Source organism: Paraburkholderia susongensis, from assembly GCF_900177725.1.
In the GTDB taxonomy this organism is placed as follows: domain Bacteria; phylum Pseudomonadota; class Gammaproteobacteria; order Burkholderiales; family Burkholderiaceae; genus Paraburkholderia; species Paraburkholderia susongensis.
Map to the genome: position 1 here is coordinate 238,541 of NZ_FXAT01000006.1, position 21,745 is coordinate 260,285.

The window sequence follows — 21,745 nt, forward strand, 5'->3', positions numbered from 1 at the left end:
TTCATGGGCTTGCGGCAGGGCGTGCATCATACCGCAGGGCTCTGCCGCCGATGCTTCAGGCGGCGCTGGCGTTCGCCCATGGCGAACGAATATCGGCCAGAAAGCGTTGCGCGCGCGGATGCTCGGGCTTCTGGAAGAATCGCTCCGGTTTCGCCCGCTCCAGTACTACGCCGTGATCCATGAAAATAACCCGATCTGCGACTTCGCGCGCAAAGCCCATTTCATGGGTCACGCAAACCATGGTCATTCCGTCGCGTGCGAGGTTCTTCATCACCTGCAGCACCTCGTTCACCATCTCGGGGTCGAGGGCGGAGGTGGGCTCGTCGAACAGCATCAGCGGCGGTTTTCCCGCCAACGCACGCGCAATCGCGACGCGTTGCTGCTGACCGCCCGACAGGTTGGACGGATAGGCATTAGCCTTCGCCGCGAGTCCGACGCGGTCCAGCAGCGACATAGCCAGCTCGCGCGCTTCACCTTTGGGCAGCTTCCCTAGCTTGGTCGGTGCAAGCATGCAATTCTCCAGGGCCGTCAGATGCGGAAACAGATTGAACTGCTGAAAGACGAATCCTATACCCCGTCGCAACTGATTCACATCGAGATCGCGCGCATGAACGTCCTGCCCATTGACGACGATACGTCCTTTCTGAATTGGCTCGAGACGGTTTACGGTTCGGATCAGGGTCGACTTCCCCGATCCCGACGGGCCGCAGATCACCACGACCTCGGCTTTGTTGACCGACTCATTGACGTCAACAAGCGCGTGATGAGGCCCATACCATTTGTTGACACCTTCGAAAGTAATCATGATTTCAATCTCAATGATGAACGCGAGCCAAGATGTCTTTCCAGAAGGTAGGCGAAACGCGAAAGGCCGAAACAGAGCACAAAATAGGTAAAGACGAGGATGCCGTAGACACCGAAGGCGTGGCTCAGCTCTTCGGTGCCGATCTGTCCGGTTACGAAGGATATTTCCGGCAGCGAGATGATGTAACCGAACGACGTCTCCTTGATCGTGGAGACGAGCTGATTCACCACTGAAGGCAACATGTTGCGCATCGCCTGCGGCAGGATGACAAACCGCATCGAATGGGCATACGGAAATCCGAGTGATCGCGCCGCCTCCATCTGTCCTCGCGGTAGCGCCTGAATTCCAGCGCGGAAGATCTCCGCAAGATAGGCGCCATCAAAAATGATGAGCGACACGAGCATCGTTGCGAACTGCCCTGTATCGTGCCCGGTGAGCGTAGGCAGCAGGAAGTACGCCCAGAAGATCACCATCAGCAGTGGCGTGCCCCGTAGTATTGCCAGCAGGAAGGCAACCGGTCGACGCAGGAATTTGTACGGACTGACTACGCACAGACCAAACAGTATTCCTACAGGAAGTGCCAGCACCAGGGCGCTCAGCGCCAGAAGCAGAGTCAGGCTCAGCCCGCCCAATGGTCCCTTTGGGTACTGACCAATCAGAAAGAAGACGGCGTAGTTGTGGATCAGGTCCCACATGGCTATATGCTCCGGACGGGATAGCGCTGTTGATACAGGTGGGACAACGCAGCAATCAGCATTGACACCGTGAGGTAGGCCAAAGTTGTAATCGCGAACACGTCAAAAGAGCGAAACGTGGCCGAACTGATCTGCTGCGCCCTGTACATCATTTCAGCAACACCGACGGCCATCGCGGTACTTGAGTTTTGCCAGAGATTGAGTACCTGGTTAATCAGCGGTGGCACGGTGTAGCGCAATGATTGCGGCAGTACGACGAGCCATAACGTCTGGAAAAAACCAAAGCCCAACGCACGGCCGGCTTCATGCTGCGTGGCATGAACCGCGCGAAGACCGCTGCGGATGTCTTCGGCCATGTAAGCGGCCGAATAGAGCACGAGCGCAATGACAGCGCTCAGCACCTCATAGTCATGGCTGTAAAGCCAGGCCGTAATGGGCCGGGGAAGAAACTGTGGCACGCCGAAATACCAGAACAGCAGGTGCGCAAGCAGGGGCACGTTGCGGGTAACTTCGATATACGAAAGACTTAGCCACTGAACGAATCTGACCGGCACGAGCCGCATTACCGCGAGAACCAGTGCGAGCGGCAATGCGAACGCGAGTCCCAGAAGCGATAGCTCGATCGAAAGCAGAAACCCGCTGAGAAGCGCCCCGGAATACGGTCCTGAGAGCAGCATCGAGAGATCAAATTTTGGCATCTTTCAACTGCCCGGTCTGTACCGGGCAGCGCTCCACGGAGGGTTAGATCTGGTCGGAATCGATCTTGAACGACCGGGGCGGGAAGTTCATGCCCGAACCCGCTCCAAACCACCTGTCATAAATCTTCTGAGCCTCCCCACTCTTTTCCATTGCGGACAGAACTTCGTTCACTTTGGCCTTGAATACCGGCTCATCTTTGCGCACACCGAGAGCATCCTTGTCTTCAGAGAGGTTCTCCGGAAGGATGACGTAGTCCTTTGCCGCGGGACCGAGCTTCACGAGCGCGCCCGCGAGTGTCGTTTCATCGTCGATGTACGCTACGCCTTTGCCCTGTTGAAGAGCGAGAATGCCCTCAGGGTTCGTGTCGAATTCGATCAGGGTCGCCTTTGGCAGAATCTTCGGGATGTTGATCGCTTCAGTGGATCCCTTTGTGGTAATCACCTTCTTGCCGTCCAGCTGTGCCAGGTGCGTGATACCGCTGTCCTTTCGAACGAGAGCCTTCTCGCCCAGCACGAACGTCGAGAGCGTGAAGTCGATCTGGGATTCGCGGTCTTTGGTGTGCGTCAACGACGCAGTCAGAATGTCGACACGTTTTTGCTGAAGCTCAGGAATACGCGCCGCCGTCGCTAACTGCTTGAGCACCGGCTTTACGCCCAGTGCCTTCGCGATGGCGTTGCAGAAATCCACGTCGTAGCCGACGATCTCCCGGTCCGCCGGGTTCTTCATAAAGCTGAATGGGCGGTCGGTGCCCAGCACGCCACAGACCAGTTCTCCTTTCGCCTTGATGTCGGCCAGTTGATCGGCCATGGCGGATACGGACGCGAGTGCGACCGCGCCGGTGAGAATCGCTCGCGAGAAGAGTCGCTTACTGCTCGTTTTCATCGTAGGTCTCCATATCAATGTCTCCAAATCCAATCGTCCGGATTACACTGCGATGCATATTGCCGCACGCCGGACTGCTGTCGGCTGAATGTAGTCGGGCACCTCCATGGCAAATGTTCCGGAACCACGAATGGGCATGCTCGAAAGGAGCGCACCTAACTGCCTAAAGCTCCGACAGCGATTCGAGCAGAGCGCCGAGGCCGTTTTCAATCGTGCGGTCATCGGTTGCGAACGAGATTCGCACCGTGCCTTCCGCACCGAAATCCGACCCGGGAACGACCACGACGCGGTGCTGCTCCAGCAGCCAGGCCGCGAATGCCACGTCGGGCTGTGCGTCGTGCCGGAATCTGTCGCTGCGCGCCAGCAACGCGCCAATGTCGAGCAGCGCGTAGAACGCACCGTCCGGCCGCGCGACCTCGACGTGTGGATGACGCTCGACCAGCGACATCACCAGATCGCGGCGCTTGCGATACACGTCGACCATGTGGCTGACCGAATCGGTCGGCCCATTGAGCGCGGCGACGGCCGCTGCCTGGCTGATCGACGACGCTGACAGCGTGGTCTGCGCCTGCAGATCAGCCATCGCGGCGATCAGGTTCGCGGGCCCGGCACCGTAGCCCAGCCGCCATCCCGTCATCGCAAACGCTTTCGACAACCCGCTCGAAATCAGGATGCGACCCGCGAGTTCCGGACAAACCCGTGCAAGCGATACCGGGCGCTCCGGCGTGTAGTGCAGACTCTCGTAGACCTCGTCGCTGAGGATCAGCAATTCCGGATGCTCGATCAGCACCGCCCCCAGCGCGCGCAGCTCCGCTTCGCTATAGACGGCGCCGGTCGGATTCGACGGCGTGTTCAGGATGATCCAACGCGTGCGCGGACCGATCGCCGCACGCAATTCGTCCGGCGTCATCTTGTAGCCGTTCTCGCGACGCGTCGGTGCGAACGCGGGGATGCCGCCCGCCGCGTACACCATGCCCGGGTATGCGGCCCAGTACGGTGTCGGCAACAGTACTTCGTCGCCCGGTTCCAGGGTCACGGCCAACGCGTTCGAGATGATCTGCTTCGAACCCGTTGCGACCATCACCTCCTCGTCCCGGAATGACAGACCGTTCTCGCGTTCGAATTTGCCTCGCACCGCCTCGCGCACCGCGAGCGAGCCGCGCACCGGCGTGTAGTGTGTGTCGCCATCGAGCATCGCGCGATGGGCCGCTTCGATAACGTGCGCGGGCGTGTCAAAGTCGGGCTCGCCAGCGGTGAACGAATGCACGTGGATACCGTCGGCCTGCAGGTCGACGACCCGCGCCATCAGCTGATAGATACTGGATGTCTTGATGTTCGCCATGCGCGACGCGATGCGCGGCGCGCGCGTGTTCGTTACTGACATAAGCTCCTCGGTCTATATGGATCTGTCACTGCGCAAGGCGAGCGCCGGTCACGCGCTCGGGCTGCCGCAGTTTGCAAGTGCGCGGCCAAGCCACTCGGCAGTGGCTTCTTTTGCGTCCTTGAGAGGCAATCGAACCTTGCCGGATGCGATGCGGCCGCTCAGTTGCATCGCTACCTTCAGCCCAACCGGATTCATTTCGGAATAGACAGCCGAAATCAGGTCCGCATAGTTGTGATGCATCTTCAGCGCGGCAGCCAGATCGCCCTGCTCGACCAACGTCTGCATCCGGACCCACGGCTGCGGATCGAGGTTCGCGATCGCAAGCACGCCGCCACGCGCGCCGAGTGCGATCTGCGCCGGGAAAAACGGCTCCTCGCCAGACAACAGCGCGAATTCGCTCCCGACGATCTGCGCAACGCGCATCAGCTTCTGGAAATTCGAGCCGCTGTACTTCATGCCGATGATCGAGCCGGCCCGTGCCATATCGGCGATCGTGTCGGCTTTGAGTTCGACGTTCGTGCGCCGCGGAATCTCATACAGCACCAGAGGCAGTCCAATCGCGCGACGGTACTCGGCGAAGTATTCGGCGATGCCGTCGTCTTCGGCGATCGTGTAGAACGGCGTGACGACCATTAGCGCGTCGGCGCCTGCATCGCGTGCGGCGAGACCGGCCGCGAGCGCGTCCGCGTAGCCGGTTGCCAGCACGCCGGCGATCACCGGCACGCGGCCGCGCGCCGCCGCACAGGTCAGCCGCACAACTTCGCGCCGCTCCGCCGCCGACAGCGCCGGATATTCGCCGGTGCCGCCAAGCGGCGCGAGGCCGGTCGCCCCACGCTCGATCAGGTAATCGACATGACGTTGCAGCGACTGGCCGTCGAGGGCACCCGTCGCGTCGAACGGTGTGGTGGTCGCGACGATGACGCCGCGCAGTGAGCTACCTGCCAAAGTCATGATTTTTCCTTAATTGTATTTCAATTAACATGAATTGAAATACAGTCTATGAAAATCAATATTTATCTACAACCGAGTGTTTCCACCTATTGGGCGAGACCAGTAGGTCGGCAACGGCGCGCTGCCCGTTCAGTGGTTCAGCCAACGCCGAGATCACAGGCAGCGGTGTGAGGATGAAGTTGTCACATGAACTCGCGTCCAAAATCAGCAGCGTTCGGGAAGGTTGGTTTGGTCTCAGCGATGCATGCGCGGGCGACGAGGAAATCACCGGAGTCCTCGTTTTTTCACTTGCATTAATCTGCTTAGTCAAATACATTCATATCAGAAAAAGCCATGTCAGCGATTCGCGTGGATGCGGGCAAAGCTCGCAGACCGCGTGGATCGCGATTTTTTTCAGCCATTTATCTGATTTGTCAGGTAATTGGAATTTGCGCCGTTGCGGCCGGTCCGCCAGTCTCTCCACCCGAAGGACACATGATGAGCACGTCTGCCAGTTCAGGCGCCCCGGCGCCCCTCACGGGCGCCAGTTTCGTACTCGGCACGATCGCTGTGGCACTTGCCACGTTCATGAACGTTCTCGATTCGTCAATTGCCAACGTCGCGATTCCGACCATCTCCGGCAATCTCGGCGTATCCATCGATGAGGGAACGTGGGTCATTACGCTGTTTTCAGCAGCCAACGCAGTGTCGATTCCTTTGACCGGCTGGCTGACCCAGCGCATCGGACAGGTCAAGCTGTTCGTCTGGGCCATCCTGCTGTTCGTCCTGTCCTCCGCGGCATGCGGGATGGCGCCCACCTTGCCCGTACTCCTGACGGCGCGAGTGATCCAGGGCGCAGTGGCCGGACCGCTGGTCCCGCTGTCGCAGGCGCTGCTACTTGCCTCGTTCCCGAGAGAAAAGAGCTCGAGCGCCTTGTCGCTATGGGGGATGACAGCGACCGTCGGACCGATTGCCGGCCCGGCCCTCGGCGGTTGGATTACAGACAACTACAACTGGTCGTGGATTTTCTACATCAACGTACCGGTTGGTTTGTTCGCCGCCGCCGTGGTCTGGGTGCTCTATCGCAACCGTGAAACGCCGGCCCGCAAACTGCCGATCGACAAGGTCGGACTGATCGCGCTCATACTGTGGGTCGGCGCACTGCAGGTCATGCTGGACAAGGGCAAGGACCTCGACTGGTTCAATTCGGCGACCATCTGGACCTTGACCATTGTGGCCGTGGTCAGCTTCCTGTTCTTTCTGATCTGGGAGCTCACCGATGCGCATCCAATCGTCGATCTGAGATTATTCGCACAACGTAATTTTCTTGGCGGAACGGTAGCCATTTCTATCGCGTTCGCGGTGTTTTTTGCAAACCTCGTGATTTTGCCGCAATGGATACAGGGTTCGCTCAACTATCCGGTTGTCAACGCCGGTCTCGTCACCGCACCACTCGGAATCTTCGCTGTGATTCTCGCGCCGGTGCTCGGCAGGATCATGCCGAAATCAGACATGCGCGTGCTCGTCACGTTTGCTTTCCTGGGGTTTGCCGGCGTGTTCTTCATGCGCTCGCGCTATACGACGGGCGTCGATGCCTGGTCGCTCGTTCTTCCCACGTTACTTCAAGGCATCCCCACGGCGTTCTTCATGACGCCGCTCACGTCGATCATCCTTTCGGGCCTTCCGCCAGAGAAAATTCCGGCCGCCGCGGGCCTGTCCAATTTCGCGCGCGTATTCTCCGGTGCTGTGGGCACATCGCTCGCGAGCACGGGCTGGAACAACCGCACGATCCTGCACCACGCACGGCTGGCCGAACAGACCAGCGTGAACAATCCCCTCTTCACCGGCGCAATCGCGAACGTGCAAGGCACGTTCGACGTCAGCACGCCGAAGGCCCTGGGAATCCTTGAAGCGTCGTTGAACTCGCAGGCAATCATGCTGGGGCTGAACGACATTTTCTGGTTATCGGCCGTCATCTTTATTCTGATTATTCCCGTCGTCTGGCTGACCCGGCCTGGCAAGGGTGCCGCTGCGGGAGCCGCGAGCGCTGGCGGCCATTGAGCCCGCACACGCTGCCGCATGAGCCGGCGGCGAAGCGCCTTTACAAATTCTGACGTTACAACTATTGTCTGGATCAACAATGTAACGACACAGACAGCGGAATGGAACACTACACGCCGAAGAACTTCCTTCTCACCGACAGCGTAGGGTTTGCGCTCACCAAGGCGCGCAACCTGGTTGCGTCGGAGATGGACGTGGCATTGAAGGATCTCGACATTACCAGCCCGCAAATGGGGATCCTGCTTTCGATCCGGCTGGGCAATGCGACGACGCCTTTCGAGTTGTCGAAGTTGCTCGGAATCGACACGGGCCTGATGACGCGTCTGCTCGACAAGCTGGAAGACAAGGGACTCGTCGAGCGCTCGCGCAGTGTGGACGATCGCCGAGTGGTGAACTTGACGCTAACGAAGGAAGGACAGGCGATCGCAGCACAGATTCCGCAGATTGCGCCCAAGGTCCTCAACGCACGACTGCGAAAATTTACCAAAGCCGAGTTCGAGGAACTGCGCCGACTGCTGAACAAGTTCATCGGCGAGTAAGTGGTCGAGATTCAGGGAGCCACTCACGTCATCACAGCGTGCCTATCATCCCAGGTTCACTTTGCGGGCAAGGCGGCCGGAAGGCGCATCCGGTACAAAGAGACAGCCTGTATGGTGAGCGTACAGAGAATCGCGCCGCCGTAAGCGGCAGGCTCGTTCAGCCGCGGCAACGTCAAGCTGAGTACATAGAAAAACGCGGCAAAGCCCGGAAGAGCCGTCGCCATGCCGCGCATCAATTGTTGTGCCGCTTCATGGCCGACCATGCGATGAGCGAAAACTGCAAGAATGATGACCATGAAGGGGAACGACGCGAGCACACCGCTCGCTTCCGGCCCAACGTAAGGCGCAATTAGCGTGATGCCGATCACGAGGCTAGCCATCAACGCCATGCGCAAGGGCAAGTCCCACCAAGGTGGATTGAGCTTGCCGGTTCTGCCACTGGTGTTGGGAATGTGGTTGAGCACGAGCGCGGCGGCCAGAATGGCGATGAGAAAGAGCCCCGTCTGCGACAGCGCGCTCCATTGCAACAAGCCTGCGACGATGGAAAACGTCGCGGAGGCACCCGCCAGGGCCACTAACCATCCGCGCGGCGCCAGTCTGCAATAGGCCAGGCAGAAGGCTGCCTGCGCAACGGTTGCGACAAGCGACCCTGCTGTAGCTTGCGTCGCGAACACAGGTCCATGCTCCAGTGCCAGAAACACCGAGATGGGCCCCGACGAGATCGGCAACCCCACCACAAAACCGCCGATCGCTTCGCCCCAGCGGCGAGCGGCAATCGTTGCAGCCAACAGCAACAGCGGCGTACAAACAAGTTTGAAAACAAGAATATCCATGATTGGCGAACAACACGGAGAACGGCAACCTTGAAGGACGTGGGAGACGTCGCCGCTTCGAATACGTAGCGCGTGCGTGGCTCCAACAACAGGAATTCCATCGCAGAGTCCATTGAAGTGCCGCCCCACGTATCCCGGCCAAAGGCACTCTGCGCCTGCCCGCAGATATTGACGGCTGCCACCCTGGCTGACAAACCATTTGTCGTCATATAATGCGTGAGTATTATTCACGCATATCCCGACCGTGTTCGACCGGCTCCCTCCTCTGCAAACGCTGCGCGCCTTCGAAGCAACGGGGCGGCTGTTGAGCATGACGCTGGCCGCCGAAGAGCTCCACGTCACCCACGGCGCAGTGAGCCGGCACATCAAGACGCTCGAGAACCATCTTGGCGTCGCGCTGTTCCAGCGCCTGACCCGACGCATCGTCCTGACCGAAGCGGGCGCCGATTTCCTGCTAGCTGTTACCCGCGTGCTGAGAGAACTGACGAAGGAATCCGAACGCCTTCGGGCGCGCGACAGCGTTACGCGCCTGAAGATCAACGCGAGCGTGTCCTTTGCGAACAAGTGGCTCGCACCTCGGCTGCATCGGCTGAAGGCCCTCCACCCGGAACTCGACGTCCACCTCGACGTGACCGACACGTATGTCGATCTGAACGATGGCGAGGTGGATGTAGCCATACGGTTCGGGAGTGGCCGCTATCCACGTGTCCTGGCCGAGCGGATCCTGGAAGAGACCGTGACTCCGGTCTGTAGTCCTGAGTATCGAGAGAAAAAGGGCGGATTGCCCTCCGTGGCGAGTCTTGCCGGTTGTACCTTGCTTCATGAGGACCGCATGCTAGCCAACTGGGAGCAATGGTTTGCGCTAGCCGGAGTAGACGGCGCTCATAGCGCTCGCGGCCCGGCCTACAGTCACGGCAGCATGGCCATCGAGGCGGCCATTCGCGGCGAAGGTGTGGCACTGGGGCGCAGCGTGATCGTAGCGGACGACATTGTTGCAGGACGTCTGGTTGCTCCATTCCCGCAGTTCCGACTCAAGGTCGAGCGCGGCCATGATCTCGTCTATCGCATCGGAAGCAAGGACGATCCCAAGGTTCGCGCGTTGCGCGACTGGCTCGCTGACGAAATCCGGTTGTTTTTGGCGAATGAAGCTTGAGCAACACTCAAGATCTATCCAGGGATTTACTGGGATTTACCAGAAAGCGCTTGCCGGGCAGCTCAACCAACAGCATCGACTGCCGCTCGCAATTTCTTAGGTACTCCAGATCATCCCGTTTTCTCCGTCGATGCACGCAAAGAGGCGCACGCCCGCCCGCCCCTGCGCTCAGAACATATGGCGCAAGCCCACCATCATGCCGAGTTGCGTCGTGGTGGCCGCTGCGCTCAGGCCTCCAAAGCCCTGTAGTTGCGCTCCGATCATGCCGCCGCGATACAGCGAGTAATCGGCTTCCGCATAAACGCTCGTCGCACGCGAAAGGCCGTAGTCGGCCAGCAGTTGGAATTGCGTGGCGTTGCCGTCGCCGCTTTGCGTCTTGCCGCTTTGCAGCGTGCGCCACACATTCGCCGAAAGATGAGTGTAATTCCCCACCAGTTGCGTGACGCCGCCAAAGAACATCTCACGCGCAGAGAACGTATTGAACTTGAGTGCCGTGAGTAGGGCCGGCGTGAACGGGCCGTTCGGGAAATTTCCCATGAAGCCGGGATCCTGCCGGTTCACCACCCATCCAAAGTTGACGGTCGTGTCGACGAACGTGTAGGCGCCGCCGGCAGTCCACGTCTTGAAGTGCGCCGAGCTATTGAGCGCATCGCGCGCATCCAGATAGCCGGCGCCAAGGCGCAACGGCCATTGCGGAATGTATGCAATCGACGCGCCGATCTGGCTGCCCGCGCCGAATGCCCCCGCCTGACCGCCAAACGCGTACGAAAGCTCGAGCGCAACGTCCTGCCAGCGCGCAATATACTTCGCCATGTTGCTGGTCCAGACACCCTGAGCCATTCCCACTTCCGGGCGGAACTGATAGACCGTCGGTAGCCACGACGCGCTCACGTAGGTCTTCACAACGGCGTCCGCGAGCGGGTTGGTCTGACGACCCAGTGTGAGCCGGCCGAACGTGGAAGACTGCAAGCCGATATAGGCCGTGTTGAAGAGCGGATAACCGGGATCGCTCACGCCGGAGTTCGTAAAGAACCGGTTTTCCAGCTGGAAAACGACGCGATTGCCGCCGCCGAGATCTTCCGCACCGAGCATTCCCCAATTGCTTTCACTCAGGCCGCCATTGACGAGTTGAACCCTGCTGTCGCCGGCGGCATTGGCGTGCGTCGTGTAGCGCACAGCCGTATCGATCAATCCGTACAGCGTCACAGAAGACTGCGCGCACGCCGCCGAGCCAAAGCCGGCCATTGCCACGGCGCCAGCCAATCGCGCCGCCGCGCCGAGCTTGAACTGCACTGCATTGACTGATCGCATCGGGTCTCCTGTTGTCGTTATCGGATTGTCATGCACAACCGGTTAAAGCGGCGTGAATAGTATTTTGCACTGCGGTTCATTCAGGTGCTTGCACTGTCGACAATAATTGGCTATGCGTCGAGCCCGGTTCGTTGCGCAGGAAACGATAAGCATCAGGCGGCCGTTTCGCGTTGACGCGATTCACGACCGTGATCGTATTGAACCTCACACCGTGCCTGCACAACAGGCCGATTCCGCATATGACGTTGTCGAAGGTGCAATGCCCCTTTCGATCCACGCGAAGCGCATCGGACAATTCACGCGGGCCGTCGATGCTGATTTCGACCAGAAAATCGTGTGCTTTCAGAAAAACGCATCACGCATCGTCCAGCCGGTGTCGTTTCCATTGTGTCGGCAATGGCGTGTATGCATCCTCTCCGACCGCTGTTCAGTCTCGGGAATTCCCCTAGCAGATCGCGCTTGATTTTCCGCATTCACCTGATCTAATCTACTAACACGTGTTACGAAATTTAAAATTCAAATTTTCTTCGTAAAAACAGCCATATTGCGCTTTTTTTTCGAATGCACACTAACACGTGTTAGTGTGCTCAACGGAATTCCGCCAACCGATGAAACGTGCCACCAGTCACCAGGTCGCCAAACTCGCGAACGTGTCGCGCACCACCGTGTCGTTCGTGCTCAACGACGTGCCGGACATGGGCATCAGCCCAGAGACGCGAAGCCGCGTGCTCGAAGCCGCGCGCCAGCTCGGCTACGTACCGAACGCGCTCGCCCGTTCGCTTGTGAGCGGCGCCACGCGAACGGTCGGTCTGCTTATGCCGCAGGACGACCAGGTGCATGCGAACGTCGACGCTTACATCCCTCGCTTTCTGTCGGGCGTCACGCTGACCTGCCAGTCGCGCGGCTACAAGGTGCTGTTCGAGCCGCTCAACCGTGCCGAGCCGGCGGGCACGTTCGTCGGTCTCGTCGACAGTGGACGCATCGACGGGCTGATCGCGCTCAATCCGCGCAAGGAGGATCTCTCCTATCTGAACGATGCGGCGGCGAACGGCTTTCCGCTCGTCGTGTTCGGCCCGAGTTTCACCGGCTACGACAGCATCCGCAGCCTCAACGCGGACAACCGCGACGCCGCGCGCCGCGCCACCGAACATCTGCTCGCGCTCGGCCATCGCCGCATCGCTCACATCGGTTTTGCCGCCGACGACACGCCGATCGTACGAGAACGTCTGTCCGGCTTTCGCGACGCGATGCAGGCCGCCAGCGTCGACGTCGATCCCGCGTGGATCGGCTACGGCAACTACAGCGCCGGGAGCGGCGAGGAAGCAATGCGCGCGATCCTCGCGCGCCGGCCCGGCATCACCGCCCTCTTCGCGGGCAACGACACAGTAGCGTTCGGCGCGATGGCCGCGCTGCGCGATGTCGGTCTGCGCATTCCGGACGACGTCGCGATCGTCGGCTACGACGACATTCCGCTCGCAGCCTACGCCGCCCCGCCGCTGACAACGATGCGCACCGAGCCGTTCGACGAAGGCAGTCACGCAGCCGCGATGCTGCTGCGAATCATTGCCGGTGAACAGCCGGAAAGGGGACACACGCAGGCCGAGGTGCCGCTCGTCGTGCGGCGCTCGTGCGGCGCCCGCACCGGCTGACATCCGCTGCAAAGACCCCGCAAGAAACCCCGCTGTACGACGTGAAATACGCGATGGCACGGATAGCCAGCACCGCCGTCGCCCCATTCGATCAGAACGACGCTCCCTGGAGAAGACAATGCGCCCGAACTATCGCCCGCATGCCGAATTGCCGCCACGCCCACTTCACCTGCTTCGCTCATTCCGCCCGCTTTGCCGCCCCAGAATGCTGACCGTGCTCGCCGTCGCGGTGAGCGCTTCGCTCGCCGGCCTGCCCCACGCGCGCGCCGCGGCGACGCCGGTGTTGCAGTTCAACGATCCGGGCTTCGAGCAGGCCGGCCCCAACCTCACATGCTCATCGTGGTGGACGGTCAGCTCAGGCGCCGGATGCGCGTCGAACAATCCGCACTACGGCACGCATGCGGCCTTCCTGAATCAGGGCGACGGCTACTCGGTGTCGCAGTCGGTCCAGTCGCCGGTTGCGGGTCTGTTCGACTTTTCCGCGTGGATCGCCGCGTCGCCCGGCGGCAACGGCGGCACGTTTTCGATCCGCAGCGGCAACGGCCCGGTGCAAACGATCACGCTGCCGGCGAATCTGACAACGAGTACGTACATCAAGTACACATTGCCGCGCATCGCGATCGCCGCCAACGACACGGTGACGATCACGTTCGCATCGTCGAGTGGACGCGGCTGGGTCAACATCGACGACGTCGAGGTCGTGCAATCCGCGCCGAATGATCCGCAAGTGTCGTCGTCGAACCCGACCGTCGTCGCGATGTTCAACTGGGCGAAGGTAAAAGCGAATTCGTGGGTGCGGCAGGGCGGCACGAGCGGCGTCGTGAACATGGACGAGAACAATCACAGCGGCACCGGCACCGGCGTCTACACGCCGAGCTACTGGGCGGGCTACCCGTTCCGCTCGTACTACTACTCGCGCGACTTCGCGCACCAGTTCCTCGGTGCGCACATGCTCGGCCTCGATCTGCAGAACAAGACGATGCTCGCCGCGTTCGCCGCATCGGCAACGCAGAGTCGCGGCTATTTCCCGCTGTGGGCGATCAACTTCGACGGCTCGACGGGTACGACAGACTATAAGAGCGATACGAACTTCGTCCGCGAACTGCCCGCGCCGTTCGATCTGTCGCAGCGCATGAACGACGGCTATCGCTGGACCGGCGATGCGGACTACGCCAATTCGCCTGTAATGACAGGCTTCATCGCCAATACGGTCAATGCGTTCGTGAACGCGCACACCGGCCTCATTCCCGACGGTAAAGCGAACGGCCGCCAGATAACGCTCGCGCAGGAGAGCAGCGACAACATCTTCCAGGGTGTGGCGAGCTACAACGAGAGCGCCGGTGACGACCCCGTCGAAGCCGCCGATGCGGTATCAACGCAATATCAGGCCTATCTCGCGATGTCCGCGCTGTCCGCCGCACGGCGCGATCCGTTCGCGGCGCGCACGTACGCGCAGAAAGCCGCCGATCTCTTCACGTACTACAACAACACGTGGAGCGTCGATCCGTCGGACCCGTCGAAGGTGATCCGCAGCTACAACCTCGCGTCGACCGGATCGTCCGCATGGGGTGCCGAGATGAGCTGGTTCGCGCCGATGAAGGGCATCATGGCAGCCGGCGCGCGCCGCGACAGCTACATGTCGTGGCTCAACGCGACTGCGCTCACGCAAACGCCGTCAAATCTCGAAGCGGTCACCTATCTGCCCGATGCGTTCTTCACGGTGCACGATGGCGCGACCGCATGGACGTGGATGCAGTACGTCTACAACCGCATCAACGATGTGCACTCGGGCGGCTTCGTCAACGGCGACTATCCAGAGACGTCGTTCACGCTAGTGAGCCAGGTGATCCAGGGGCTGCTCGGCGTGCAACCCGACGCCGCGCGCCGCGAGATCGACACCGTGTCGCGGCTGCCGCAGGACATCGGCTGGTTGAAGGTCACGAGCATTCCCGTCGGCGACGGCACCATCGCGTTGCGGCAGGACGGCCAGACCCGCAGCACGCTGACGAACACCAGCAGCGCACGCAGCGGCCCTTACTTCTGGCACGCAGGCTTCCCCGGCAGCTATCGCTGTCTGACCGTGCGCGGCCAGCGCCGCGAAGGCCGCATCGCGCTGCCCGAAGGCAGTCAGGGGCCATCGTTCACGTACGCGGACATCCTCGTGCCGCCAGGCGAAACCGTGGTTGTCGAGGCGCCGTCGACTTGCCGCGCGAGTGCCGCTGCATCGGGCACGAAAGCGTCCGCGCAATAACCGGAGCGGCGCACATGGCAAGCATTGCACTCAAGGGCGTCGGCAAGTCGTATGGCCGCCACGCGGCGGTCGTGCGCGGCGTCGATCTGCAGATCGCGCCCGGCGAGTTCTGCGTGTTCGTCGGCGCGTCGGGCTGCGGCAAGTCGACGCTGCTGCGGATGATCGCCGGACTGGAGGAGCTAGCCGAAGGCGATCTGTTCATCGGCGAGCGCCGGATGAACGACGTGCCGGCCGCGCAGCGCGGCGTCGCGATGGTGTTTCAGAGCTACGCGCTGTTTCCGCACATGACCGTCTACGAAAATCTGTCGTTCGGTTTGACGCTCGCGAAAATCGACAAGCGCACGATTCGGGAGAAGGTCACGGCTACAGCGAAGGTGTTGCAGCTCGAAGCGCTGCTCGATCGTTTGCCGAAGGCGCTGTCGGGTGGTCAGCGACAGCGCGTGGCGATCGGCCGTGCGCTCGTGCGCGAGCCGGGCGTATTCCTGTTCGACGAACCGCTGTCGAATCTCGATGCGGCGCTGCGGCTGCAGACGCGCCATGAAATCGCACGGATCCATCGCGGTATCGAAGGCGCGTCGAGCATCTACGTGACGCATGACCAGGTCGAGGCGATGACGCTCGCCGATCGCATCGTGCTGCTCAACGCAGGTGCCGCAGTCGGGCACGAAGGCAGCATCGCGCAATGCGGTCCGCCGCTCGAGCTGTATCACCGGCCGCGCAATCGCTTCGTCGCGGGCTTCATCGGTTCGCCGAGGATGAACTTCATTCCGGCGCGGCTCGTGTCGGCCACCGAACAGCTCGCGCAGGTCCGGCTCGACACCGGCGAGACGCTGGCCGCACGCGTCGATGCGCGGCGGGTGCAGCCGGGCGAAGCCCTCACGCTCGGCATCCGCCCCGAAGACGCGGGAACGAACACAAACGGACAGCACCTCACTCGCGAAGTGCAGTGGCAGGAGCGGCTCGGCGAAAGCACCTACGTCTATCTCGACAGCGGCGATGCGCTCGCGCCGTGGGTCGTCAAGCTGCCCGGCAGCGCCAGCGCGCGCGCCGGCGAACGATTGCCGGTCTCGATCCCGGCCGCGGCCTTGCACGTCTTCGACGCGCGCGGCGATGCGCTCGTGCGCGTTACCGACGATCTGCCCGTGCCACTCGCCCTGCACAACTAAACCCCGCCAATAGGAGACACCATGAAAATCGTCCAATACGCGCGGCAAGGCGCAGTCTCGCTGCTGCTCACCGCTGCGCTGTCGTGCGCGCAGGCCGGTACGCTGGTCATCAATTCGAACGCGGCCGACACGGCGGTGAAAAACGCTTTCGACGCGGCCGTCGCCGGTTTCAAGGCCGAGAATCCCGATGTCGACGTGAAGGTCAACACGTTCGATACCGAAGGCTACAAGACGTCTATCCGCAACTTCCTGTCAGCGGAACCGCCCGACGTCGTCACGTGGTACGCGGGGCACCGGATGGCCCCGTTCGTCGATGCCGGACTCTTCGAAGACGTGACCGACCTTTGGACGAAGAACGGCCTCGACCAGTCGCTGAAAAGCGCCGCATCGGCGATGACGCTGAACGGCAAGAAATGGGGCATCCCCTACTCGTATTACGCGTGGGGCATTTACTACCGCAAGGATCTGTTCGCGAAACTCGGCATCCAGCCGCCCACCACGTGGAAAGAACTGCTCGACGCGAGCGCGAAGCTGAAGGCAAACGGCATCACGCCGTTTGCGATCGGCACGAAGCAGCCCTGGACGACTGCCAGTTGGTTCGACTACCTCGACATGCGTATGAACGGATACGCTTTCCACATGGATCTGACGAGCGGCAAGGTGCCCTATACCGACAAGCGCGTCGAGGCGGTGTTCGATCGCTGGGACGAGTTGACGCGGCCCGGCTACTTTCTCGCCAATCATGCGTCGTACACGTGGGAGGAAGCGGTACCGGCACTCGTCAAAGGCGAAGCGGCGATGTACCTGATGGGCAACTTCGCCGTCGCACCGATGAAGCAGGCGGGGCTCGGCGAAAGCCAGCTCGGCTTCATGCCGTTCCCCCAGATCGCACCGAACGTGCCGCGCGCGGAAGAAGCGCCGATCGAAACCCTGCACATCCCCTCGAAGGCCAGGAACAAGGCGGATGCGCGGCGCTTCCTCACGTACATGTCGCGGCCTGATGTGCAGGCGCGCTTCGGTGCGATGACCGAAGAGCTGCCGGTGAACCGCAACGCGCCGCCGCCCACCGATCCCTATCTGCGTGCCGGCGCCGCCATGCTCGCCGACGCGGCCGGGCTGTCGCAGTTCTACGACCGCGATGCGCCCGCTGAAATGGCGAAGGCGGGCATGGATGGTTTCCAACACTACATGCTGCAGCCCGATTCGCGCGAAGAAGTGCTGAAGCATCTCGAACAGGTCCGCCAGAGGGTCTATAAACAATGACGCATCAATCGCGAACCGGCAGTTATGCGCCGCTGCCGTCTTCTCAACCCGCCATGAACGGACGCGATCAGGCTGGACCGCTCGCGTCGTTCTGGCAGCGCCGTCAGCGTGCGCTCGCACCGTGGCTCTTTCTCGCACCGGCGCTGATCGCGTTCACTGTGTACGTGCTCGTGCCGATCGTCCAGTCGCTCGCATTGAGCCTGTACGACTGGGACGGCCTCGGCAAGGAGAGCTTCATCGGTATCGCGAACTACGTCGAGCTGTATCACGATCCTGATTTCTGGGCGGCGTTGCGCAACAACCTGATCTGGCTCGGGGGCTTCGTGCTCGCGATTCCCGCGGGCCTCTTCATGGCGCTGTTCCTGAACCAGCAGGTGTTCGGCATCCGTCTCGTGAAGTCGCTGTTCTTCTTTCCGTTCGTCATCTCGCAGGCGGTGATCGGGCTCGTGTTCAGCTGGTTCTACGATCCGACCAACGGCCTGCTGTTTCACGTGCTGCATCTGTTCGGCCTGAACGGCATCGCGGTGCTCTCCGATGGCCGGTACGCGACCTGGGGCATCGTCATCGCGGGTCTCTATCCGCAGATCGCGTACTGCATGATCCTGTACCTCACTGGCCTGAACAACGTGCGCGCCGACCTGATCGAGGCGGCCCGGCTCGAAGGGGCGAAAGGCTGGTCGATGCTTACGCGGATCGTGCTGCCGCAGTTGCGTTCGGCCACCTTCATCGCGGTCGTCGTGACCGTGGTCGGCGCACTGCGCAGCTTCGACATGATCTCGATCATGACGCAGGGCGGCCCGTACGGTTCGTCGCGCGTACTCGCTTACTACATGTACGAGCAGGCGCTCAGCGAATACGGCTACAGAATGGGCTACGGCTCCGCCATCGCGACCGTGCTGTTCGCGATCATGCTGGTCTACATCGTCTTCGTGCTGGTGCGCATCTACCGGCAGGAAAAGGAGCGCGGCTGATGTTTCCTACTCCCATCGCCCAAACCACGCAGCCGGTGCAATGGCTGTATCGCGTTGCGTTGCCGGTGTCGCTCGTCGTGTGGCTGCTGCCGCTAATCGCGATCGTGCTCACGTCGCTGCGCGGCCCCGCCGACATCCTCGCCGGCAACTACTGGGGCATGCCCACGCAGTGGCACGTCGAGTCGAACTATGTCGCGATCTTCGAGGGCACACCGCTCGCGCGCTATCTGCTCAACAGCTTTCTGATCACGCTGCCGGCCGTGGCCGGCGCGGTCGCGCTCAGTTGCCTGTCCGGCTTCGCGCTCGGCGTGTACCGGTTCAGGATGAATCTGCCGGTGTTCTTCCTGTTCGTCGCGGGCAACTTCGTGCCGTTTCAGATCCTGATGGTGCCGGTACGCACGCTGAGCCTGCGTCTCGGTCTGTACGACTCGGTGCTCGGGCTCGTGCTGTTCCATACCGCGTTTCAGAGCGGCTTCTGCACGTTCTTCATGCGCAACTTCATCCTGGATCTGCCGCGCGAACTGATCGACGCCGCGCGCATGGACGGCGCTACCGAGTTCCAGATCTTCCGCCGCGTCGTGCTGCCGCTCGTCAAGCCGGCCATTGCGGCCGTCTCGATCCTGATCTTCACGTTCGTGTGGAACGACTATTTCTGGGCCACGGTACTAATCCAGGGCAATCACGCGATGCCGGTCACGGCCGGCCTGAGGGCGCTCAACGGCCAATGGGTCGCACAGTGGCATCTGGTCGCGGCGGGCTCGCTCGTCGCCGCACTGCCGCCGATCGTCATTTTCTTCATCAAGCAGCGGGACTTCATTACTGGCTTGACCATGGGCGCGACCAAGGGATAACAACTGCATGCAAGCAACACGTCTGATCCATCTGAGCAGCAACGCTATCAGCCTCGTGCTCGAACCGAACACCGCCGGTGCGCCCGTATGGCGCTACCTCGGCGCGCGAGCCGAGGATGCTGCAAGCAGTCTCGCCGACGCGTGGCCCGCAGCCGGCGCGCGGCCGCTGCCGCCCACCGTGCTGGAAAACGATCCACCGCTCACGCTGATGCCCACGCACGGCCTCGGATGGTTCAACCAGCCGGCGCTGGCCGGCAGTCGCACCGCCGAAGGCGGCGACCTCGACTGGGCGCACGACTTCCGCACCGACCACGTCGAATGGGATACGCACACGCTGCGGGTCGCGTTGAGCGACAGCGTCGCGGGTCTCGGCCTGACGATCAGCTACACGCTCGAACCCGACTCGGGTGTCTTGAGCACGTGGGCCGAACTCGAGAACCGCGGCGACACGCCGTTCCGGCTCGACTGGCTCGCCGCCGCGTGTGTGCCGCTCGCGCCGGGCATGGACAGCGTGCTCGGCTTCAGCGGCAAGTGGACGCTCGAATTCCAGGAGCACCGCGAAACGCTCGGCGTCGCCACCTGGCGACGCGACAACCGGCGTGGCCGCACGTCTCACGATTCGTTCCCCGGCGTAATCGCGGGCAGCACGCTCGGCGACGACGACGGCGTCGCGCTCGGCGCGCATCTCGGCTGGAGCGGTAATCACACGATCCTGATCGAACCGCTCGCGGATGGCCGTCGTCAGTTGCAGATCGGCGAATGGCTCGCGCCGGGAGAAGTCGTGCTCGCGAAGGGCGAACGCTACCGCACGCCCAGCGCATACCTCGCGTTCAGCGCGCGTGGGCTGAATGGACTGAGCCAGCACTTTCACCAGTTCGTCCGACAGCATGTGCTCACGTGGCCCGACGGCCGCATGGCGCCTCGCCCAGTGCATCTGAATACGTGGGAGGCCGTGTATTGCAGACACGATCTCGATGATCTGAAGTCGCTCGCGTCCAGCGCGGCCGGGGTCGGCGTCGAGCGTTTCGTGCTCGACGACGGCTGGTTCCACCGGCGCGACAGCGACCGTGCCGCACTCGGCGACTGGTGGCCCGACGCGCGCAAGTATCCTCGAGGACTCGCGCCGCTGATCGATCACGTGCGCAAGCTCGGCATGCAGTTCGGCCTGTGGGTCGAACCGGAGATGGTCAGCCCGGACAGCGACCTGTACCGTGCGCATCCCGACTGGACGATGCATCTGGAAGGCCGGCCGCTCGTCACGGGCCGCAATCAGTTGATGCTGGATCTCGCGAACCGCGACGTCGAGGACTATCTGTTCGATGCGCTCGGCACACTGTTGGGCGAGCAACCGATCGGGTACCTGAAGTGGGACATGAACCGCGATCTCGCGACGGCCGGGCATCACGGGCGCGCTGCATACCGCCGGCAGACCGAAGCATGCTACCGGCTGCTCGAACGGCTGCGCACCGCGTATCCGTCGGTCGAGATCGAGAGCTGCGCGTCGGGCGGCGGCCGCGCAGACTACGGAGTGCTCGCTCACATGCATCGCGTATGGACCAGCGACTGCAACGACGCGCTGACGCGCATCGGCATCCAGCGTGGCTTCCTACGCTTCTTTCCGCCCGAGGTAATGGGCGCGCACATCGGCCCCGCGGTGTCGCACACCACCGGCCGTAACCACGACATGGCGTTCCGCGCAGCGGTCGCGCTGCCTGGCCACCTCGGCCTCGAGATGGATGTACGCCTGCTCGATACCGAGGAGCGCGCAGCACTGCTTCGCTGGGTCGATCTCTACAAGACGTGGCGCGACGTCACGCATGGCGGCACACTGCGTCAAGGTGAGATCGGTGCGTCGCTCGCCTGGCTGCAGATCGCCGCCGCCGATCGTAGTGCCGCATTCGTCGCAATCTACCGACGCCAGGAAGACAGCCACCGCTACATCGCACCGATGCAGGTGAAGGGACTCGAACCGACGCGCCGCTATCGCGTGCAGATCCTGCACATGCCGACCGCGCCGCACTACGCGAAACCATCCGGTCTGCTTGCGACGTTCGCCGCGCAAGGCCTCGTGCTGTCCGGCGCGACGCTCGCCGACCTCGGCGTGCCGGTGCCGCCACTGCCACCTGAATCGGCGGTGGTGATCGGCTGTACGGAGGTAATGGACTGACTGTTGTAATCCCGCGCGGCGGTTCAGGGCGAGCAGCTTTCGAGATTGACGGCAATCGCATTACCTCTTTTTTGGAAACGCGAGATGTTGCATCATCACGCGATCATCCAATCCTTAACGAAACCTTAAGAACTA

At 61.8% G+C, this 21,745-nt stretch carries 18 protein-coding genes; 10 read left to right on the plus strand and 8 right to left on the minus strand.

Going from position 1 to position 21,745, the window contains the following annotated elements:
* Positions 1-55: 55 nt before the first annotated feature.
* The 6 genes from B9Z01_RS19990 to dapA form a co-directional block, all read right to left on the minus strand.
* Complete coding sequence (locus B9Z01_RS19990; RefSeq protein ID WP_085486167.1) at positions 56-805, minus strand: amino acid ABC transporter ATP-binding protein; 750 nt, start codon at positions 803-805, stop codon at positions 56-58.
* A complete protein-coding gene (locus B9Z01_RS19995; protein ID WP_085486169.1) occupies positions 802-1,500 on the minus strand; it encodes an amino acid ABC transporter permease in 699 nt (232 codons plus the stop codon). Before B9Z01_RS19995 ends, B9Z01_RS19990 begins: the two co-directional genes overlap by 4 nt.
* A 2-nt stretch (positions 1,501-1,502) precedes the next feature.
* The gene (locus B9Z01_RS20000) at positions 1,503-2,198 is read right to left on the minus strand and encodes an amino acid ABC transporter permease (protein ID WP_085486171.1); all 696 of its coding nucleotides are present in this window, start codon (positions 2,196-2,198) and stop codon (positions 1,503-1,505) included.
* A gap of 43 nt (positions 2,199-2,241) precedes the next feature.
* Positions 2,242-3,081: an ABC transporter substrate-binding protein gene (locus tag B9Z01_RS20005; RefSeq protein ID WP_085486173.1), complete on the minus strand. Its 840-nt coding sequence runs from the start codon at positions 3,079-3,081 to the stop codon at positions 2,242-2,244.
* Positions 3,082-3,244: 163 nt separating this feature from the next.
* Positions 3,245-4,465, minus strand: a complete 1,221-nt coding sequence (locus B9Z01_RS20010) for a pyridoxal phosphate-dependent aminotransferase (RefSeq protein WP_085486175.1) — start codon at positions 4,463-4,465, stop codon at positions 3,245-3,247.
* 48 nt (positions 4,466-4,513) lie between these two features.
* Positions 4,514-5,416 carry a 4-hydroxy-tetrahydrodipicolinate synthase gene (gene dapA, locus B9Z01_RS20015; RefSeq protein WP_085486177.1) on the minus strand — a complete coding sequence of 301 codons (903 nt, stop codon included), beginning with the start codon at positions 5,414-5,416 and terminating at the stop codon, positions 4,514-4,516.
* 477 nt (positions 5,417-5,893) lie between these two features.
* Between dapA and B9Z01_RS20020 the strand changes: the two genes are divergently transcribed.
* Positions 5,894-7,456, plus strand: coding sequence for a DHA2 family efflux MFS transporter permease subunit (locus tag B9Z01_RS20020; RefSeq protein WP_085486526.1), 1,563 nt, complete (start codon positions 5,894-5,896; stop codon positions 7,454-7,456).
* Positions 7,457-7,557: 101 nt separating this feature from the next.
* Positions 7,558-7,995 carry a MarR family winged helix-turn-helix transcriptional regulator gene (locus B9Z01_RS20025; RefSeq protein WP_085486179.1) on the plus strand — a complete coding sequence of 146 codons (438 nt, stop codon included), beginning with the start codon at positions 7,558-7,560 and terminating at the stop codon, positions 7,993-7,995.
* Positions 7,996-8,051: 56 nt separating this feature from the next.
* Here B9Z01_RS20025 and B9Z01_RS20030 read toward each other — a convergent pair whose 3' ends face one another.
* Positions 8,052-8,828 carry a hypothetical protein gene (locus B9Z01_RS20030; protein ID WP_085486181.1) on the minus strand — a complete coding sequence of 259 codons (777 nt, stop codon included), beginning with the start codon at positions 8,826-8,828 and terminating at the stop codon, positions 8,052-8,054.
* Between the two features lie 244 nt (positions 8,829-9,072).
* On the opposite strand from B9Z01_RS20030, the gene gcvA reads away from it, so the two are divergent.
* Positions 9,073-9,981 carry a transcriptional regulator GcvA gene (gene gcvA / locus B9Z01_RS20035; protein WP_085486183.1) on the plus strand — a complete coding sequence of 303 codons (909 nt, stop codon included), beginning with the start codon at positions 9,073-9,075 and terminating at the stop codon, positions 9,979-9,981.
* A 168-nt stretch (positions 9,982-10,149) separates the two neighbouring features.
* Here gcvA and B9Z01_RS20040 read toward each other — a convergent pair whose 3' ends face one another.
* A complete protein-coding gene (locus B9Z01_RS20040; RefSeq protein WP_085486185.1) occupies positions 10,150-11,292 on the minus strand; it encodes a porin in 1,143 nt (380 codons plus the stop codon).
* A 608-nt stretch (positions 11,293-11,900) separates the two neighbouring features.
* Here B9Z01_RS20040 and B9Z01_RS20045 point away from each other — a divergent pair.
* From B9Z01_RS20045 to B9Z01_RS20075, 7 genes are all read left to right on the plus strand, one after another.
* Positions 11,901-12,941 (plus strand): LacI family DNA-binding transcriptional regulator, encoded by a 1,041-nt coding sequence (locus B9Z01_RS20045; protein WP_085486187.1) that lies wholly within the window; start codon positions 11,901-11,903, stop codon positions 12,939-12,941.
* Between the two features lie 205 nt (positions 12,942-13,146).
* A complete protein-coding gene (locus B9Z01_RS36320) occupies positions 13,147-15,192 on the plus strand; it encodes a carbohydrate-binding protein (protein ID WP_244196087.1) in 2,046 nt (681 codons plus the stop codon).
* Between the two features lie 14 nt (positions 15,193-15,206).
* Positions 15,207-16,358 (plus strand): ABC transporter ATP-binding protein, encoded by a 1,152-nt coding sequence (locus tag B9Z01_RS20055; RefSeq protein WP_085486189.1) that lies wholly within the window; start codon positions 15,207-15,209, stop codon positions 16,356-16,358.
* Between the two features lie 21 nt (positions 16,359-16,379).
* Positions 16,380-17,621 (plus strand): ABC transporter substrate-binding protein, encoded by a 1,242-nt coding sequence (locus B9Z01_RS20060; protein ID WP_085486191.1) that lies wholly within the window; start codon positions 16,380-16,382, stop codon positions 17,619-17,621.
* 53 nt (positions 17,622-17,674) lie between these two features.
* Positions 17,675-18,592, plus strand: coding sequence for a carbohydrate ABC transporter permease (locus tag B9Z01_RS20065; protein ID WP_085486530.1), 918 nt, complete (start codon positions 17,675-17,677; stop codon positions 18,590-18,592).
* Positions 18,592-19,443, plus strand: a complete 852-nt coding sequence (locus tag B9Z01_RS20070; RefSeq protein ID WP_085486193.1) for a carbohydrate ABC transporter permease — start codon at positions 18,592-18,594, stop codon at positions 19,441-19,443. The genes B9Z01_RS20065 and B9Z01_RS20070 overlap by 1 nt, the downstream gene beginning before the upstream one ends.
* 7 nt (positions 19,444-19,450) lie before the next feature.
* Positions 19,451-21,610, plus strand: coding sequence for an alpha-galactosidase (locus B9Z01_RS20075; RefSeq protein WP_085486195.1), 2,160 nt, complete (start codon positions 19,451-19,453; stop codon positions 21,608-21,610).
* Positions 21,611-21,745 lie beyond the last annotated feature (135 nt).

Bases quoted from the DNA above. Each gene is read 5' to 3' on its own strand.
- B9Z01_RS19990 (WP_085486167.1), bottom strand. From the start codon at position 805: ATGATTACTTTCGAAGGTGTCAACAAATGGTATGGGCCTCATCACGCG.
- B9Z01_RS19995 (WP_085486169.1), bottom strand. From the start codon at position 1,500: ATGTGGGACCTGATCCACAACTACGCCGTCTTCTTTCTGATTGGTCAG.
- B9Z01_RS20000 (WP_085486171.1), bottom strand. From the start codon at position 2,198: ATGCCAAAATTTGATCTCTCGATGCTGCTCTCAGGACCGTATTCCGGG.
- B9Z01_RS20005 (WP_085486173.1), bottom strand. From the start codon at position 3,081: ATGAAAACGAGCAGTAAGCGACTCTTCTCGCGAGCGATTCTCACCGGC.
- B9Z01_RS20010 (WP_085486175.1), bottom strand. From the start codon at position 4,465: ATGTCAGTAACGAACACGCGCGCGCCGCGCATCGCGTCGCGCATGGCG.
- dapA (WP_085486177.1), bottom strand. From the start codon at position 5,416: ATGACTTTGGCAGGTAGCTCACTGCGCGGCGTCATCGTCGCGACCACC.
- B9Z01_RS20020 (WP_085486526.1), top strand. From the start codon at position 5,894: ATGAGCACGTCTGCCAGTTCAGGCGCCCCGGCGCCCCTCACGGGCGCC.
- B9Z01_RS20025 (WP_085486179.1), top strand. From the start codon at position 7,558: ATGGAACACTACACGCCGAAGAACTTCCTTCTCACCGACAGCGTAGGG.
- B9Z01_RS20030 (WP_085486181.1), bottom strand. From the start codon at position 8,828: ATGGATATTCTTGTTTTCAAACTTGTTTGTACGCCGCTGTTGCTGTTG.
- B9Z01_RS20040 (WP_085486185.1), bottom strand. From the start codon at position 11,292: ATGCGATCAGTCAATGCAGTGCAGTTCAAGCTCGGCGCGGCGGCGCGA.
- B9Z01_RS20045 (WP_085486187.1), top strand. From the start codon at position 11,901: ATGAAACGTGCCACCAGTCACCAGGTCGCCAAACTCGCGAACGTGTCG.
- B9Z01_RS36320 (WP_244196087.1), top strand. From the start codon at position 13,147: ATGCTGACCGTGCTCGCCGTCGCGGTGAGCGCTTCGCTCGCCGGCCTG.
- B9Z01_RS20055 (WP_085486189.1), top strand. From the start codon at position 15,207: ATGGCAAGCATTGCACTCAAGGGCGTCGGCAAGTCGTATGGCCGCCAC.
- B9Z01_RS20060 (WP_085486191.1), top strand. From the start codon at position 16,380: ATGAAAATCGTCCAATACGCGCGGCAAGGCGCAGTCTCGCTGCTGCTC.
- B9Z01_RS20065 (WP_085486530.1), top strand. From the start codon at position 17,675: ATGAACGGACGCGATCAGGCTGGACCGCTCGCGTCGTTCTGGCAGCGC.
- B9Z01_RS20070 (WP_085486193.1), top strand. From the start codon at position 18,592: ATGTTTCCTACTCCCATCGCCCAAACCACGCAGCCGGTGCAATGGCTG.
- B9Z01_RS20075 (WP_085486195.1), top strand. From the start codon at position 19,451: ATGCAAGCAACACGTCTGATCCATCTGAGCAGCAACGCTATCAGCCTC.